The following is a 15,126-nucleotide window of genomic DNA, read 5'->3' on the forward strand; positions in this document are numbered from 1 at the left end:
GTTTGCGTGCACGGTCAATGACCGCCGCCACCGCCACCGGGGGCTTTGAGTTTGTCGGCCAGCCACAGGGGCACGATACAGGCCAGCAGGATGGCGCCGACGAGGAAGAAGCCGTCGTTGTAGGCCATCACATACGCTTCGCGGCGCACGATGCCGTCGATCGCCTGCAAGGCCTGGTTGCCGGCCGTGACGGCGTCATAGCCCTTGGCCATGAACGAGGACGTCAGCTGGTCGATGCGCAGCTGCGTGGCGCTCGAATACGCGTTGATCGCTTCGCCCAGGCGCTGCGAGTGAAAGTGCTCGCGGGTGCTCAGGGCGGTGGCCAGCAGGGCGATGCCGATCGAGCCGCCCAGGTTGCGCGTCATGTTGAACAGGCTCGAAGCGGATGCCATGTCCTTCGGCGCGATGCCCTTCATGGCGAAGTTCGACAGGGTCAGCATGACGAAGGGCTGGCCCAGCGCGCGCACCACCTGCGACCACAGCAGCTGGTCGTAGCCGGTGGAGGCGTCCATGTAGGCATTCATCATGCACGAACCGCCGAACAGCAAGAGGCCGAACGAGCACAGGATGCGGTTATCTACCTTCGACGACAGCTTGGCGACAAACGGCATGATAAACAGCTGCGGCAAGCCGACCCACATGATGACTTCACCGATCTGCATCGGCGAATAGCCGGCGATCTGGCCCAGGAACAGGGGCAGCAAAAAGGCCGAGCCATACAGGCCCATGCCCGTCACGGCCGACAGCACGGTGGCGACGAGAAAATTGCGCTGGCCGTACAGGGCCAGGTTGACGAACGGTTCGGCGCGCGTGGCGCTGGTGACGACCCAGCCCAGGATGCCCGTCAGGGCCAGCGCGGCGAAGGCGATGATGAAGCCGGAGTCGAACCAGTCCTTCGAATTGCCCTCTTCCAGGAAGATGGTCAGGCAGCCGAGGCCCAGGGCCATGAAGAAGATGCCCAGCCAGTCGGCTTTCCAGAACAATTTAAGCTGCATCGGCTCCTTGTCCAGGCCATAGATCATGCCGGCGATCAGCAGCACGCCCGGCACCCAGTTGATGTAGAAGATCGAAGGCCAGCCATACAGCTCGGAGAGATAGCCGCCGAGGGTCGGGCCCATGGCCGGCGCCAAGGTGGCCGTCAGGCCGAAGATGGCCATGCCGACGGCGCGCTTCGACGCCGGCAGCTTGAGCATCACCAGGGTGAACGCCATCGGTATCAGCGCGCCGCCCGTAAACCCCTGCAGCATGCGGAAGACGATCATGCTTTCTAGGTTCCAGGCCGCCCCGCACAGGGTGGAGAACAGCAGGAAGAAAGCGGTGGTGCCGATCATGTAGGTACGCAGTCCGAACACGCGCGCCAGCAGCGCGGTGAGGGGAATGACGATAATTTCGGCGACCAGGTAAGCCGTGGAAATCCACGAGCCCTCTTCCTGGGTTGCCGACAGCGAGCCAAGGATATCCTTGAGCGATGAATTGGTGATCTGGATGTCGAGCACCGCCATGAAGGCGCCCAGCATGCCGGCGGCGACCGCCAGCCAGGTACGCCCGGAGACTTTCTCGTCGATCACGGGAAACGCTGGCGGCTTCGCCAGCGTGGTGGAGGAGCTGCTCATGGAAGCTTAGCGGGTGGCGGTCCGGGCGGCAGGCGCGGCGGCGTGGCGCGCATCCTTTTCCGACACGGGCTGGTTCACTTCCACTTCGGCGATCACCGACATGCCCGGCACCAGGCGGCCATTCATGGCCTTGATGTCTTCCGGCTGGAAGACGATTTTCACCGGCACGCGCTGGACGATCTTGGTGAAGTTGCCGGTGGCGTTATCGGCCGGCAACAGGGCGAACTGCGCGCCCGAGGCGGGAGCGAAGCTGTCCACGGTACCTACCAGTTTCTTGCCCGGCATGGCGTCGATCGTCACGTGCACGCTCTGGCCGCGGTGCAGGTCGGCCAGCTGCGTTTCCTTGAAGTTGGCGGTGACCCAGACGTTGTCCTGCACGATGGCCGTCAATTGCTGTCCAGGCTGCACGCGCATGCCCGTTTCCACGTTGCGCTTGCCGATGCGGCCGGCGACGGGCGCCAGGATACGGTTGTATTGCAGCTGCTGTTCCGCGTCCTTCAATTGCACGCGCAGCACGGCCACTTGCGCCTTGGCAACGTCGCGCGCGGCCTGGGCGGCGCCGATCTGCGCCTTGGCGGCCGAAGCGCTGTCGCGGCGGGCGGCCAGGTCGGCCACGGCGCTCGAGCGGGCCGCATTGGCCGCGTCCAGTTCCGCTTTCGAGACGGCTTTCATCTGGCTCGTGTACAGCTGGCCATAACGCTCCGCATCCTGTTTCGCGCGCAGCAATTGCGCGTCGGCTTGCGCCACTTGCGCCTGGGCGCCGCTGGCTTGCGCCTGCACCTGGGCGATCTGCGCGTCCGCTTGCAGCACTTGCTGTTCGGCGCTGGCGATCTGCGCGGCGATCTGCTCGGTTTTCACGCGCTGGTCAAATGGATCGAGTTCGGCGATCACGTCGCCCTCTTTCACGATTTGATTGTCGTCAATAAAAACCTTGGTGACGACGCCGGAAATGCGCGCCGAGACGGGATGCACGTGGCCGGCCACATAGGCGTTTTCCGTTTCCACGAAGTAGTGGCTGCGGTACCACATGCGCGCGCCGGCGCCCAGGGCGACCAGGACGATCAGGCCGGCGATGATTTTCACGCGGTTGTTCGGTGCTGCGGAGCTGGCGGAAGCGGAAGGTGCGGAAGGTGCGGCCGGGGCCGCGGGTGGGACGGCGCTCAGCACCTTGTGCTCTGCTTGGCCTGGCTGGTTGGACATACTCGCTCCGGAAATGAAATGATGTAGGTTCATTATTGGGCAAAGAAAAGCCAAAGTCAAGAAATGAAACGATTGCATTTCATTTTAATTTGCACTACAGTGTGAGCCATCACTTACCTTCCCACTTATAAAGAGACCCAGACCATGTCCGATCCCGGCCTCAGCGATACCGTGCCAACCGATAAAGAATCCGACGAAGCCGCCCAGGAGCTGTCCTGCTGCGGCAAGCCAGCCGGCCGGCCCCGCGCAGCCGACATGGAAGCGCGCATGGAAAACCTGCTGCACACGGCCGGCTGCCTGTTTCTGGAAAAGGGGTATGGAAAGGTCAGCCTGGAAATGATCGCCCGCGAAGCCCACGTGGCCGTGCGCACGATTTATGTGAAGTTTGGCGGCAAGTCGGGCTTGTTCAATGCCGTGGTGGAACTGCGCCGCGCCGCCTACTTCTCGACCATGCCGGCGCTGGAGACGGATATGCGGCCCCTGCCCGCCATCCTGGGCGAGTTCGGCCTGCTGTTCGTGCAGCTCGTCACCATGCCGGCGGCGATCCGCCTGAATCGCATGGTGGTGGCCGAGGCGGCCACGCACCCGGAACTTGCGGAAACGTTTTACAAGGTGGGTCCGGGACAGACGCGCGAGATGCTGGTCAAATTTTTCAGCCGCCCCGACATCGCGCCCCTGTTCCGCGCCGAGCTGACGCCCTCCATGCTGGCGCTGCACCTGCTCAATTGCCTGCTGGGCGACCAGATGTCGCGCCTGCTGTTTCCGCCGCAAGCGCAACCGGACGTGGCGCAATTGCGCGCCAAGGTGGCGGTCAGTCTCGACCTGTTCCTGCGCGGCACCCTGCGCCAGCCGCTGGCGGACTGACGCGGGACGGCCGGCCAGCCAGATCAGCCAGGGCGGCTGCAGTCTTCCGTCACCGCCGCGTCGGCGTGTTCATCGTTCAAGCCCAGCGCGCGCAGGAAAGGCTGGGCCGCCGATACGCCATCGAGACTGAGTGAAGACTCACTTCCATCGTAGCGCTCGGGGCCAAAGCGCATCAGGTCGAACGACGTTTCAAAGCGCTGCGCCAGGAAATACGTGCGGAAGTAATCGAAGGAAAACGCCACCTGGCCATCGGCCCGCAGCAGCAAGCCATGCGCATACAACGGCGCCAGCCAATCCCCGGCCGCCATGCTCCAGCCCTTCACGCCACAATAGTCGCCGGCAAAGCGCTCCAGCTCCGCCGCGCTGAGGAAGACGGTCTTCGCTTCGAACATCACGAACGCCAGCTCCATCAGGAATTCGCGCGCATCGGCAGCCGCGCCGGCAGCCGCGCGCTGCGGCGCGCCCGCCATGCCCAGCAAGCCATCGAGATAGACGCGCTCGCCTGCCAGTTGCGGCAGCAAGGTGGCAAACACATACTCGGCATCCACCTGCCCCGTTTCCTGTCCATTCGGCGTGTACAGCACCGACAGGGCGAAGTTCTTGCTTACGTCATCGAACTCGCGCAGGGACACCGTCCACTGCGTGCCTGCCTTGCCGTCATCGGCCGCGGCCGTGCCGAACTCGAGTACGGCAAACGCCGCCATCTGGCCATGCGCACCGTACAGGCTGCCGGGATTGCTTTTGAACAAGATGCCCAGCGACTTCATCAGCGAACTGGCATCGCCCGTATGCTGGTGGCCATGGAACACGGCGTGGATATTCTTGTAGTGCGCGCGCTGCTCGGCACTGGCGTGCTCATCGGCGGAGAAAAAGCTGAAGCCGGCATTCCCCAGCGCCGCCGCCGCGACACCCTGCGCGCGGCTGCCCGGCACCAGGTAGAACCGCGCGCCGGGCAAGCTGGCCGCCTGCAGCAAGGGGCGCAGGAAGTATTCGTAGACATACACGGGCGTGGTGCCGGCACAGGCGTCGGGCGCCACCAGGTGGCCCGTGAAGAAAATCGCATCGATCCTCTTGCCCGCCGCCAGAATAGCGGCCACATCCTGGTACAAGGCATGCAGCATCACGGCTTGCTCTTGCTCATCGGCCCGGCGCAAACGGACATCGGCAATATGAAGGGCGGTAAATTTTTTCATTGTTGCAAAACTTTCTTGGGGCCTATCCCAGTAGGGAGCGTCTTCTGCTGGCAGTTCATCAGGAGCGCGGACAAGGCGTGAGGAGCACGCGGGGCGAGCCACGCAACGGCGGTCAACGCAGTCCCCGCTTCCGAGGGGCGCCAGCAGGGGGAATATTCATCCGCCGGGGCAGGCTCTCATCAGTACAGCGGATCTTGACCAAACCCCACGCTGGCAACATTCCTGGAAAAATCACACGCTTCCATTGCAGCAAAAAGAAGAACATGGTGACAGACCTCCATTCTGCCACTTTTTCCATACGGCAATACTCACCAATTTTCACATGGGGCATATCCGCCACGCCCCATCTGCGATTTACGCTGCCAGGATCAAGGGATATAAAAAAACCCGCAATCGCTTGCGGGTTTTTTTGTACTGAAAATTAACGCTTAATTAACGCTTTATCAGCGCTTGCGCGGCGGCGGCAAATCCGTGCATACGCCTTCGTACACCTCGGCGGCCATGCCGATCGATTCGCCCAGGGTCGGGTGAGGATGGATGGTCTTGCCGATGTCGGTGCCGTCGCAGCCCATTTCGATGGCCAATGCGATCTCGCCAATCATGTCGCCCGCATGCGTGCCGACGATGGTGCCGCCGATGATGCGGTGCGTTTCCGCGTCGAACAGCAGCTTGGTGAAGCCTTCGGCGCGGCCGTTGGCCACGGCACGGCCCGAGGCGGCCCACGGGAAGTGGCCCTTCTCGACCTTGATGCCCTTGGCTTTCGCTTCGTCTTCCGTGATGCCGGCCCATGCCACTTCCGGATCCGTGTAGGCGACCGACGGGATCACCTTGACGTCGAAGTGCGACTTCTGGCCGGAAGCCGCTTCCGCGGCCACGTGGGCTTCATGCACGGCCTTGTGCGCCAGCATCGGCTGGCCCACCAGGTCGCCGATGGCGAAGATGTTCGGCACGTTGGTGCGCATCTGGCTGTCAACGTTGATGAAGCCGCGGTCCGTCACCTGCACGCCGGCCTTGTCGGCCGCCAGCTTCTTGCCGTTCGGGCTGCGGCCCACGGCGACGAGTACCAAATCGTAGATTTGCGGCGCCGGCGCCGTGGCACCCGCTTCAGCCGCTTCGAACGTGACCTTGATGCCTTCCGGCAATGCCTCGACGGCCACCGTCTTGGTCTTGGTCATGATGTTGTCGAAGCGCTTCTCGTTGAACTTCTGCCACACCTTGACGGCGTCGCGGTCCGCGCCCTGCATCAGGCCATCCATCATTTCGACCACGTCGATGCGCGCGCCGAAGGTGGAATAGACGGTCGCCATTTCCAGGCCGATGATGCCGCCGCCGATGACCAGCATGCGTTTCGGGATCTGGCGCAATTCCAGCGCGCCCGTCGAATCGACGATGCGCGGGTCTTCCGGCACGAAAGGCAGCTTCACCACGGACGAACCGGCGGCGATGATCGCTTGCTTGAACTGCACGACTTTTTTCGAGCCGTCGCCTGCCGTCACCTCGATGTGGTTCGCGGAGAGGAACTGGCCCACGCCCGTGACGACTTGCGTCTTGCGCGCCTTGGCCATGCCGGCCAGGCCGCCCGTCATGTTCGAGATTACGCCTTCCTTGTACTTGCGTACCTGATCGATATCAATGGCCGGTTTGGCAAATGTCACGCCTGTATTCGACATGTGCGCCGTTTCATCGATGACGGAAGCCACGTGCAGCAGCGCCTTCGACGGGATGCAGCCCACGTTCAGGCACACGCCGCCCAGGGTGGCGTAGCGCTCGACGATCACCGTCGACATGCCCAGGTCGGCCGCGCGGAACGCCGCCGAGTAACCGCCAGGGCCGCCACCCAGCACCATCATGTCGACGTCGATGTCGACCTGGCCGCTGTAATTACCGGCAGGGATGGCGGCAACGGCTGCAGGTGCCGGGGCCGCAGCGGCTGCAGGTGCTGCGGCCGGAGCTGGTGCAGCGGCAGGCGCCGGCGCAGCCGCGCCTTCGGTGGCTTCCACCACCAGCAACGCGCTGCCTTCGGCGATCTTGTCGCCGACCTTGACTTTCAATTCCTTCACGACGCCCGCATGGGTCGATGGAATCTCCATGCTGGCCTTGTCCGATTCGACCGTGATCAGCGACTGGTCCACCTTGATGGTGTCGCCGACCTTGACCATCAGTTCGATGACTTCGACTTCCTTGAAGTCGCCGATATTCGGTACTTTTACCTCTACTGTGCTCATCAATCGCTCCTTACAGCAGAATTTTGCGCATGTCGGCCAGGACTTCGCCGAGGTACACGGAGAATCGCGCGCCCATCGCGCCATCGACCACGCGGTGGTCGTAGGACAGCGAGGTGCCCATCATCAAACGCGGCTGGAAGGCCTTGCCATCCCATACCGGCTTGATCGAGGCTTTCGACAGACCCAAAATAGCCACTTCCGGCGCATTGACGATAGGCGTGAAGTGCGTGCCGCCGATGCCGCCCAGGGACGAAATCGTGAAGCTGGCGCCCTGCATGTCGGCCGGCTTCAGCTTGCCTTCGCGTGCCTGCAGCGACAGCTCCGTCATTTCGCGGGCGATTTGCGAGACCGACTTCTGGTCCGCACCCTTGATCACGGGCACCACCAGGCCATTCGGCGTGTCGGCCGCGAAGCCGATGTTGTAGTACTGCTTGAGGATCAGGTTTTCGCCCTTGGCATCCAGGGACGCGTTAAACGCGGGGAATTTCTTCAGCGCGGCGACGGACGCCTTGATGACGAAGGCCAGCATGGTCAGCTTGGCCGCATCCTTGTTCTTCGCATTGGCCGCGTTGGTGTCGACGCGGAACGCTTCCAGGTCCGTCACGTCCGCTTCGTCGAACTGCGTGACGTGCGGGATCATGACCCAGTTGCGGTGCAGGTTCGGACCCGAGATTTTCTTGATGCGCGACAGCGGCAGCAATTCGGTCGCGCCGAACTTGCTGAAGTCCAGCGACGGCCATGGCAGCAGGTCCAGGCCCACGCCCGAACCGCCTTTGGCAGCGACTGGCGCGTTCGGCGCGGCGACGGCGCCCGACATCACGCCCTTGACGAAGTTCTGCACGTCTTCCTGGGTAATGCGGCCTTTCGGACCGGAACCGCCGACCAGCGCCAATTCCACGCCCAGTTCGCGCGCGAACTTGCGGATCGAAGGCGACGCGTGCGCCAGCTTGCCGTTGACGGCAGGCGCGGCGGCAGTTGCCGGGGCAGCAGCAGGCGCTGCAACCGGTGCCGAAGCGACGGCGGCCGCTGGTGCGGCGGCAGCTGGTGCGGCCGGTGCAGGCGCGGCGGCAGGGGCGACGCCACCCGTCGTTTCCACCACCAGCACCAGGCTACCCTTGGCCACCTTGTCGCCGACCTTGACTTTCAATTCCTTGACGATACCGGCGTGGCTCGATGGAATTTCCATGCTGGCCTTGTCCGATTCGACCGTCAGCAGCGACTGGTCGACCTTGATCGCATCGCCGACCTTGACCATCAATTCGATGACTTCGACTTCCTTGAAGTCGCCGATATCGGGCACGGTCACGTCGACCAGGGCCGGCGCGCCGGCAGGGGCGGCAGGCGCCGGCGCGGCCGCAGGAGCGGCGGCGGGGGCGGCTTCAGCGGCAGGTGCCGGGGCGGCAGCGGCGACTGGCGCCGGCGCCGAGGCGTCGTCCGCCACTTCCAGCAGCAGGACCAGCGAGCCTTCGGCGATCTTGTCGCCCACGTTGACTTTCAATTCCTTGACGACACCGGCGTGGCTCGATGGAATTTCCATGCTGGCCTTGTCCGATTCGACCGTGATCAGGGATTGGTCGACCTTGACCGTATCGCCTGGCTTGACCATCAGTTCAATGATCTCGACTTCCTTGAAATCGCCGATATCCGGGACTTTGACTTCCACAATGCTCATAGCTTGCTCCGTTATTTTATTTGTCAGATGGACCCGCACACATGCCAGGGCGGCACTTTCGCACCGCCCTGGCATCATCGGGTCCGCACAACGATTACTGGGTCACCGGATTCGGTTTGTTCGCGTCGATGCCGTACTTGGCGATCGCCTGCTCCACCACCGACACGTCGATCTTGCCTTCGTCAGCCAGCGATTTGAGCGCGGCCACGGTGACATAATAACGGTTCACTTCGAAGAACTCGCGCAGCTTGGCGCGGCTGTCCGAGCGGCCAAAGCCATCGGTACCCAGCACTTTGTAGGTGCGGCCCTTCGGCATGAAGGCGCGGATCTGTTCTGCAAACGCGCGCATGTAGTCGGTCGTGGCGACGATCGGGCCGTCCGTGTCCTGCATCAGCGACGTCACGTAAGGCACGCGCTGCTGTTTCGACGGGTTGACCATGTTCCAGCGTTCCGCATCCTGGCCATCGCGGGCCACCAGGGTCAGCGACGGCGCCGACCACACGTCCGCAGCCACGCCCCAGTCGTTTTGCAGCAATTCGGCAGCGAAGATAGATTCGCGCAGGATGGTGCCGCAACCGATCAGCTGTACGCGCAGCTTGGCGTCGGCCGGACCTTCCTGCAGCTTGTACATGCCTTTCAGGATGCCTTCTTCCTGGCCTGGCTTGATGCCTGGCTGGGCGTAGTTCTCGTTCATGATCGTGATGTAGTAGAACACATCTTCCTGGTTGGCGATCATGCGGCGCAGGCCGTCCTGGATGATGACGGCGACTTCATGGCTGAAGGTCGGGTCGTACGGCATGCAGGTCGGGATGGTCGCGGCGAAGATATGGCTGTGGCCATCTTCGTGCTGCAAGCCTTCGCCGTTCAGGGTCGTGCGGCCGGCCGTGCCGCCCATCAGGAAGCCACGGGCGCGCATGTCGGCCGAAGCCCACACCTGGTCGCCGATGCGCTGGAAGCCGAACATCGAGTAGAAGGTGTAGAACGGGATCATGATGCGGTCGTTGGTCGAGTACGACGTCGCCGCGGCGATCCACGAGCTCATGCCGCCCGCTTCGTTGATGCCTTCTTGCAGGATCTGGCCGGCCTTGTCTTCGCGGTAGTACATGACCTGGTCTTTATCGACCGGCTCGTACAACTGGCCTTTCGGGTTGTAGATGCCGATCTGGCGGAACAGGCCTTCCATGCCGAAGGTACGCGATTCATCGACCAGGATAGGCACGACGCGCTGGCCCAGGTTCGGGTCTTTCAGCAGGGTCGAAATGACGCGCACGAACGCTTGCGTGGTCGAGATTTCGCGGCCTTCCGGCGTCGCTTCGAGCACGTTCTTGAACGCGTCCAGGCCAGGCACGGGCAGGGTTTCTTCCGACTTCTGGCGGCGCTGCGGCAGGTAGCCGCCCAGGGCCTTGCGGCGCTCGTGCAGGTAGACCATTTCCGGCGCGTCGTCGGCAGGCTTGAAGAACGGGATGTCGGCCAGCTTGTCGTCGGGGATCGGCAGCGAGAAGCGGTCGCGCATTTCGCGGATGGCTTCGTCGTCCAGTTTTTTCGTCTGGTGCGCCGTGTTGCGCGCTTCGCCGGACTTGCCCATGCCGTAGCCCTTGATGGTTTTCACCAGCAGGACGGTCGGCTGGCCCTTGTGTTCCTGGGCGATCTTGAATGCCGCGTAGATCTTGTGCGGATCGTGGCCGCCACGGGTCAGGCGCCAGATGTCGTCGTCCGTCATGTTGGCAACCATTTCCAGCAGCTTCGGATGCTTGCCGAAGAAGTGCTTGCGCACGTAGGCGCCATCCTTGGCCTTGTAATTCTGGTATTCGCCGTCGACGGTTTCCATCATCACGCGCTGCAGGATGCCTTCTTTATCTTGCGCCAGCAGGGCGTCCCAGCCCGGGCCCCAGATGACCTTGACGACGTTCCAGCCGGCGCCACGGAATTCGCCTTCCAGCTCCTGGATGATCTTGGTGTTGCCGCGCACGGGGCCGTCCAGGCGCTGCAGGTTGCAGTTGACCACGATGACCAGGTTGTCGAGCATGTCGCGTGCGGCCAGGCCGATCGCGCCCAGCGATTCCGGCTCGTCCATCTCGCCATCGCCGCAGAAGGCCCAGATCTTGCGGTTGTCGGTCTTGGCGATGCCGCGTGCGTGCAGGTACTTCAGGAAGCGCGCCTGGTAGATCGCCATGTGCGGGCCCAGGCCCATCGACACGGTCGGGAACTGCCAGAAGTCAGGCATCAATTTAGGATGCGGGTACGAGGACAGGCCCTTGCCGTCGACTTCCTTGCGGAAGTTCAGCATTTGCTCTTCCGTCAAACGGCCTTCGAGGAAGGCGCGCGCGTAGACGCCGGGCGAGGAGTGGCCCTGGATGTACAGCAGGTCGCCGCCGTGGTCGGCCGTCGGCGCGTGCCAGAAATGGTTGAAACCGATGCCCAGCATGTTCGCCAGCGAAGCGAACGAGGACAAGTGGCCGCCCAGGTCGCCGTCGGCGCGGTTGGCCTTGACGACCATGGCCATGGCGTTCCAGCGCATCCACGAGCGCAGGCGCTCTTCGTATTCCAGGTTGCCGGGACAGTGTGCTTCTTGCTTGGTGGGGATGGTGTTGACGTAGGCGGTGGTGCTGGAGAACGGGATCTGCGCGCCGCGGCGGCGGGCCAGGTCAACCATGCGCTCCATCAGGTAATGCGCGCGTTCCGGACCTTCGTTTTCCAGCACGGCTTCGAGCGCGTCCAGCCACTCCTTGGTTTCCTGCATATCCGGGTCGGTGCCGATCTGTGTCGTTACCTGGTTCAGTTGAGCTGACATCTGTTGAGTCTCCTTTGTGAACGCCCCACCCCGATTTTCCGGATCGCTGTCGGACGGTATTTCGCTGATTATTTACTATTAAGTCGGTTTAGTGTGGGGATTCTAACAGCGTATTTAGTATTTTTCAAATTACGATATAGCATTTCATATCATGAAATCACCCTATGAAATTTATGCTGCACTGCCGCAAATTCTGCCCGGAAACTAGGATGTGCAAAGTAGCAAATAGCGGCGCCACAAGCGGCATGCCGTCAAGTTGGCGCCCTCCTCACCTTGAAAGCAAATCTCGGGAGGGGTACGACCCACGAGCACACCAGCAACCCGAATTAAAACCCCAGTCATCCGCACAGGCATACCGGGCCAAGCGGGCCTGAAAAATGTCGAGGGCAAGGCGCAGCGACGCAGACAGTACGCCAGTACGGCAAGGAGCTGCAACGCCGCCATCGGCATTTTCTCAGGCTCGCGTCTCCGGCCCGCTGTTGTTAAGCCTTGCGCTTATAAATGCATAGCGCTGCTTAACTTAGCGGCACTGGCGCCAAAACCGCCCCTTTGCGCCGCCCGGCTTTATAATCTGTCTTTTCCCTCCCACACAGCCTCCCTACCATGCCAGCACAACTGATCGACGGAATCGCCCTCTCCCAAAAACTGCGCAGCGAGATCGCCACGCGCGCCGCCGCCCTCACGGCCAAGGGCACCCAGCCCGGTCTGGCCGTGATCCTCGTCGGCGAAGACCCGGCCAGCCAGGTGTATGTCCGCAACAAGGTCAAGGCGTGCGGCGACGTGGGTTTCCACTCGGTGCTGGAAAAATATGAAGCGGACCTGCCTGAAGCGGACTTGCTGGCACGCATCGCCAGCCTGAACGCGGATCCCGCCATCCACGGCATCCTCGTGCAGATGCCCTTGCCCAAGCACATCAACCCGCACAAGGTCATCGAAGCGATCGCCACGACGAAAGACGTGGATGGCTATTCCGTCCTGAGCGCCGGCGAACTGATGACGGGCTTGCCCGGCTTCCGCCCTTGCACGCCGTACGGCTGCATGAAACTGATCGAAAGCACAGGCGTGGACTTGCGCGGCAAGCACGCCGTCGTCATCGGCCGCAGCAATACCGTCGGCAAGCCGATGGCCCTGCTGCTCTTGCAAGCGAACGCTACCGTCACCATCTGCCATAGTGCGACACCGGACCTGGGCCTGTACACGCGCCAGGCGGACGTGGTCGTGGCCGCTGTCGGCCGCCGCAACACCCTGACGGCCGATATGGTCAAGCCGGGCGCCATCGTCATCGACGTGGGCATGAACCGCGACGATGACGGCAAGCTGTGCGGCGATGTGGATTTTGCCGGAGTGAAAGAAATCGCGTCCCACATCACCCCGGTACCGGGTGGCGTGGGTCCGATGACGATCACGATGTTACTAATGAACACGGTAGAGGCTGCCGAGCGCATCTAAGAATCACCCGGGGCGGCATGACCGCCCTTTTATATATGGAACCGACGATGAATACCAATCCCCTGCTTGATTTTTCCGGCCTGCCACGCTTCGACGCGATCACGCACGAGCATGTCACGCCCGCCATCGATACCCTGCTGGCCCAGGCGCGCGCCACGGTAGCGCAGCTGGAAGCGCCCATGGAAGAAGTGAGCTGGGACAACTTCGTCGTGCCCCAGGACCAGATCGCCGAAACCCTGGGCCGCGCCTGGAGCATCGTCAACCATTTAAATAGCGTGGTCGATACGCCGGAACTGCGCGCCGCCTACAATGCGAACCAGCCCAAGGTGACGGAATTCTGGACCGAACTGGGCCAGAACGAAATCCTTTTCGGCAAATACAAGCAATTGCAGGCCCGCGCCGATTTCGCCAGCCTGTCGCCGGCGCGCCGGCGCATCGTCGAGAATGCCGTGCGCGACTTCCGCCTGGGCGGCGCCGAGTTGCCCGAGGACAAGAAAGAGCGCTTCGGCGCCATCCAGGAAGAACACGCTGCCGTTTCGACGCGTTTTTCCGAAAACGTGCTCGATGCCACCAATGACTACAAGTTGCTGGTCGACAATGAAGCCGACCTGGCCGGCCTGCCCGACGACGTGAAGGCTGCCGCGCGCGCCGCCGCCGATAAGGCGGGCAAGCAAGGCTACGAATTCTCGCTGCACTTCCCGTCCTATTACCCGATCCTGCAGTTTGCCGACAACCGTGCGCTGCGCGAAACCATCTACCGCGCCAACGCCACCAAGGCATCGGACCAGGGCGACGTGTTCAGCAAAAAAGACGACTGGGACAATACCCAGAACATCGTCACCTTGTTGCGCCTGCGCAACGAAGAGGCACAACTGCTCGGCTACGCCAATTTCGCCGAAGTGTCGCTGGTCTCCAAGATGGCCACCTCGCCCGCGCAAGTCATCGCTTTCCTGGAAGACCTGGCCAAACGCGCGCGCCCGTTCGCCGAGAAGGACTTATCAGAACTGAAACAATTCACCAAGGAAGAACTGGGCATCGACGCGCTGCAGGCGTGGGACGTGCCGTACGCTTCCGAAAAGCTGCAGGAACGCCGCTACGCGTTCTCGGCCCAGGAAGTCAAACAGTATTTCCCTGAACACAAGGTGATCGACGGCCTGTTCCGCCAGATCCAGAACCTGTTCGCCGTCGAGATCAAGCTTGACGCGGCGTCCGTCTGGCACAAGGATGTGCGTTTTTACCGCATCGAGCGCGACGGCCAGCTGGTCGGCCAGTTCTACCTGGACCTGTATGCGCGCGCCGGCAAGAGCGGCGGCGCCTGGATGGACGACGCGCGCGGCCGCCGCGCCGACGCGCAACACGTGCAAACGCCGATCGCCTATCTGACCTGCAACTTCACGGAACCGGCCGTGGTCGACGGCCAGGTCCAGCCAGCCCTGTTCACGCACGATGAAGTGATCACCCTGTTCCACGAATTCGGCCACGGCTTGCACCACATGTTGACGGTGGTCGACGAGGTGGGCGTGTCGGGCATCGCCGGCGTCGAATGGGATGCCGTGGAACTGCCATCGCAATTCATGGAAAATTTCTGCTGGGAATGGGAAGTGCTCGAACACATGACGGCGCATGCCGTCACGGGCGAGCCGCTGCCGCGCGCCCTGTACGACAAGATGCTGGCGGCCAAGAATTTCCAGTCCGGCTTGCAGACGCTGCGCCAGGTGGAATTTTCCTTGCTCGACATGCATCTGCACTATGACTACGATGCCAGTTCCGGCCAGAGCGTGCAGCAGCTGATCGACGGCGTGCGCGCCAAGTTTTCGCTGCTCATCCCGCCGCCGTTCAACCGCTTCCAGAATGCCTTTGGGCACATCTTTGCCGGCGGCTACGCGGCTGGCTACTACAGCTACAAGTGGGCCGAGGTGCTGTCCGCCGACGCCTATGCGGCGTTCGAGGAAGCCCGCGCGCTGGGGCCGGCCGCCACCACGGCGGCGGGCAAGCGTTACCTGCAGGAAATCCTGTCCGTCGGCGGCTCGCGCCCCGCGCTGGAATCGTTCACGGCCTTCCGCGGCCGCGAACCGTCGATCGACGCCCTGCTGCGCCACAGCGGCATGGCCGCTTGATC

9 protein-coding genes are annotated in these 15,126 nt (G+C 62.7%); 3 read left to right on the plus strand and 6 right to left on the minus strand.

What is annotated here, in order from left to right:
• Nucleotides 1-14 precede the first annotated feature (14 nt).
• Both BZG29_RS23525 and BZG29_RS23530 read right to left on the minus strand, forming a co-directional pair.
• On the minus strand, nucleotides 15-1,613 hold the full coding sequence (locus BZG29_RS23525; RefSeq protein WP_077408028.1) for a DHA2 family efflux MFS transporter permease subunit: 1,599 nt from the start codon (nucleotides 1,611-1,613) through the stop codon (nucleotides 15-17).
• Between the two features lie 6 nt (nucleotides 1,614-1,619).
• Nucleotides 1,620-2,813: an HlyD family secretion protein gene (locus BZG29_RS23530; RefSeq protein ID WP_077408030.1), complete on the minus strand. Its 1,194-nt coding sequence runs from the start codon at nucleotides 2,811-2,813 to the stop codon at nucleotides 1,620-1,622.
• A 144-nt stretch (nucleotides 2,814-2,957) separates the two neighbouring features.
• Here BZG29_RS23530 and BZG29_RS23535 point away from each other — a divergent pair, with 144 nt between their 5' ends.
• A complete protein-coding gene (locus BZG29_RS23535; protein WP_077408032.1) occupies nucleotides 2,958-3,677 on the plus strand; it encodes a TetR/AcrR family transcriptional regulator in 720 nt (239 codons plus the stop codon).
• A gap of 23 nt (nucleotides 3,678-3,700) precedes the next feature.
• Here the strand turns inward: BZG29_RS23535 and BZG29_RS23540 are convergent, their stop codons facing one another.
• From BZG29_RS23540 to aceE, 4 genes are all read right to left on the minus strand, one after another.
• Nucleotides 3,701-4,870 carry a hypothetical protein gene (locus BZG29_RS23540; protein WP_077408034.1) on the minus strand — a complete coding sequence of 390 codons (1,170 nt, stop codon included), beginning with the start codon at nucleotides 4,868-4,870 and terminating at the stop codon, nucleotides 3,701-3,703.
• A 443-nt stretch (nucleotides 4,871-5,313) separates the two neighbouring features.
• Nucleotides 5,314-7,095, minus strand: coding sequence for a dihydrolipoyl dehydrogenase (lpdA, locus tag BZG29_RS23545; protein ID WP_077408036.1), 1,782 nt, complete (start codon nucleotides 7,093-7,095; stop codon nucleotides 5,314-5,316).
• Between the two features lie 10 nt (nucleotides 7,096-7,105).
• A complete protein-coding gene (gene aceF / locus BZG29_RS23550; protein WP_077408038.1) occupies nucleotides 7,106-8,767 on the minus strand; it encodes a dihydrolipoyllysine-residue acetyltransferase in 1,662 nt (553 codons plus the stop codon).
• Between the two features lie 94 nt (nucleotides 8,768-8,861).
• On the minus strand, nucleotides 8,862-11,558 hold the full coding sequence (gene aceE, locus BZG29_RS23555; protein WP_077408040.1) for a pyruvate dehydrogenase (acetyl-transferring), homodimeric type: 2,697 nt from the start codon (nucleotides 11,556-11,558) through the stop codon (nucleotides 8,862-8,864).
• A gap of 603 nt (nucleotides 11,559-12,161) precedes the next feature.
• On the opposite strand from aceE, the gene folD reads away from it, so the two are divergent.
• Nucleotides 12,162-13,007 (plus strand): bifunctional methylenetetrahydrofolate dehydrogenase/methenyltetrahydrofolate cyclohydrolase FolD, encoded by an 846-nt coding sequence (gene folD / locus BZG29_RS23560; protein WP_077408042.1) that lies wholly within the window; start codon nucleotides 12,162-12,164, stop codon nucleotides 13,005-13,007.
• A 47-nt stretch (nucleotides 13,008-13,054) separates the two neighbouring features.
• The gene (locus BZG29_RS23565; protein WP_077408044.1) at nucleotides 13,055-15,124 is read left to right on the plus strand and encodes a M3 family metallopeptidase; all 2,070 of its coding nucleotides are present in this window, start codon (nucleotides 13,055-13,057) and stop codon (nucleotides 15,122-15,124) included.
• Nucleotides 15,125-15,126 lie beyond the last annotated feature (2 nt).

The organism is Janthinobacterium sp. LM6 (genome assembly GCF_002002885.1).
In the GTDB taxonomy this organism is placed as follows: domain Bacteria; phylum Pseudomonadota; class Gammaproteobacteria; order Burkholderiales; family Burkholderiaceae_D; genus Janthinobacterium; species Janthinobacterium kumbetense.

Excerpts from the sequence above, each read along its gene's own strand:
- BZG29_RS23525 (WP_077408028.1), bottom strand. The coding sequence starts at position 1,613 with ATGAGCAGCTCCTCCACCACGCTGGCGAAGCCGCCAGCGTTTCCCGTG.
- BZG29_RS23530 (WP_077408030.1), bottom strand. The coding sequence starts at position 2,813 with ATGTCCAACCAGCCAGGCCAAGCAGAGCACAAGGTGCTGAGCGCCGTC.
- BZG29_RS23535 (WP_077408032.1), top strand. The coding sequence starts at position 2,958 with ATGTCCGATCCCGGCCTCAGCGATACCGTGCCAACCGATAAAGAATCC.
- BZG29_RS23540 (WP_077408034.1), bottom strand. The coding sequence starts at position 4,870 with ATGAAAAAATTTACCGCCCTTCATATTGCCGATGTCCGTTTGCGCCGG.
- lpdA (WP_077408036.1), bottom strand. The coding sequence starts at position 7,095 with ATGAGCACAGTAGAGGTAAAAGTACCGAATATCGGCGACTTCAAGGAA.
- aceF (WP_077408038.1), bottom strand. The coding sequence starts at position 8,767 with ATGAGCATTGTGGAAGTCAAAGTCCCGGATATCGGCGATTTCAAGGAA.
- aceE (WP_077408040.1), bottom strand. The coding sequence starts at position 11,558 with ATGTCAGCTCAACTGAACCAGGTAACGACACAGATCGGCACCGACCCG.
- folD (WP_077408042.1), top strand. The coding sequence starts at position 12,162 with ATGCCAGCACAACTGATCGACGGAATCGCCCTCTCCCAAAAACTGCGC.
- BZG29_RS23565 (WP_077408044.1), top strand. The coding sequence starts at position 13,055 with ATGAATACCAATCCCCTGCTTGATTTTTCCGGCCTGCCACGCTTCGAC.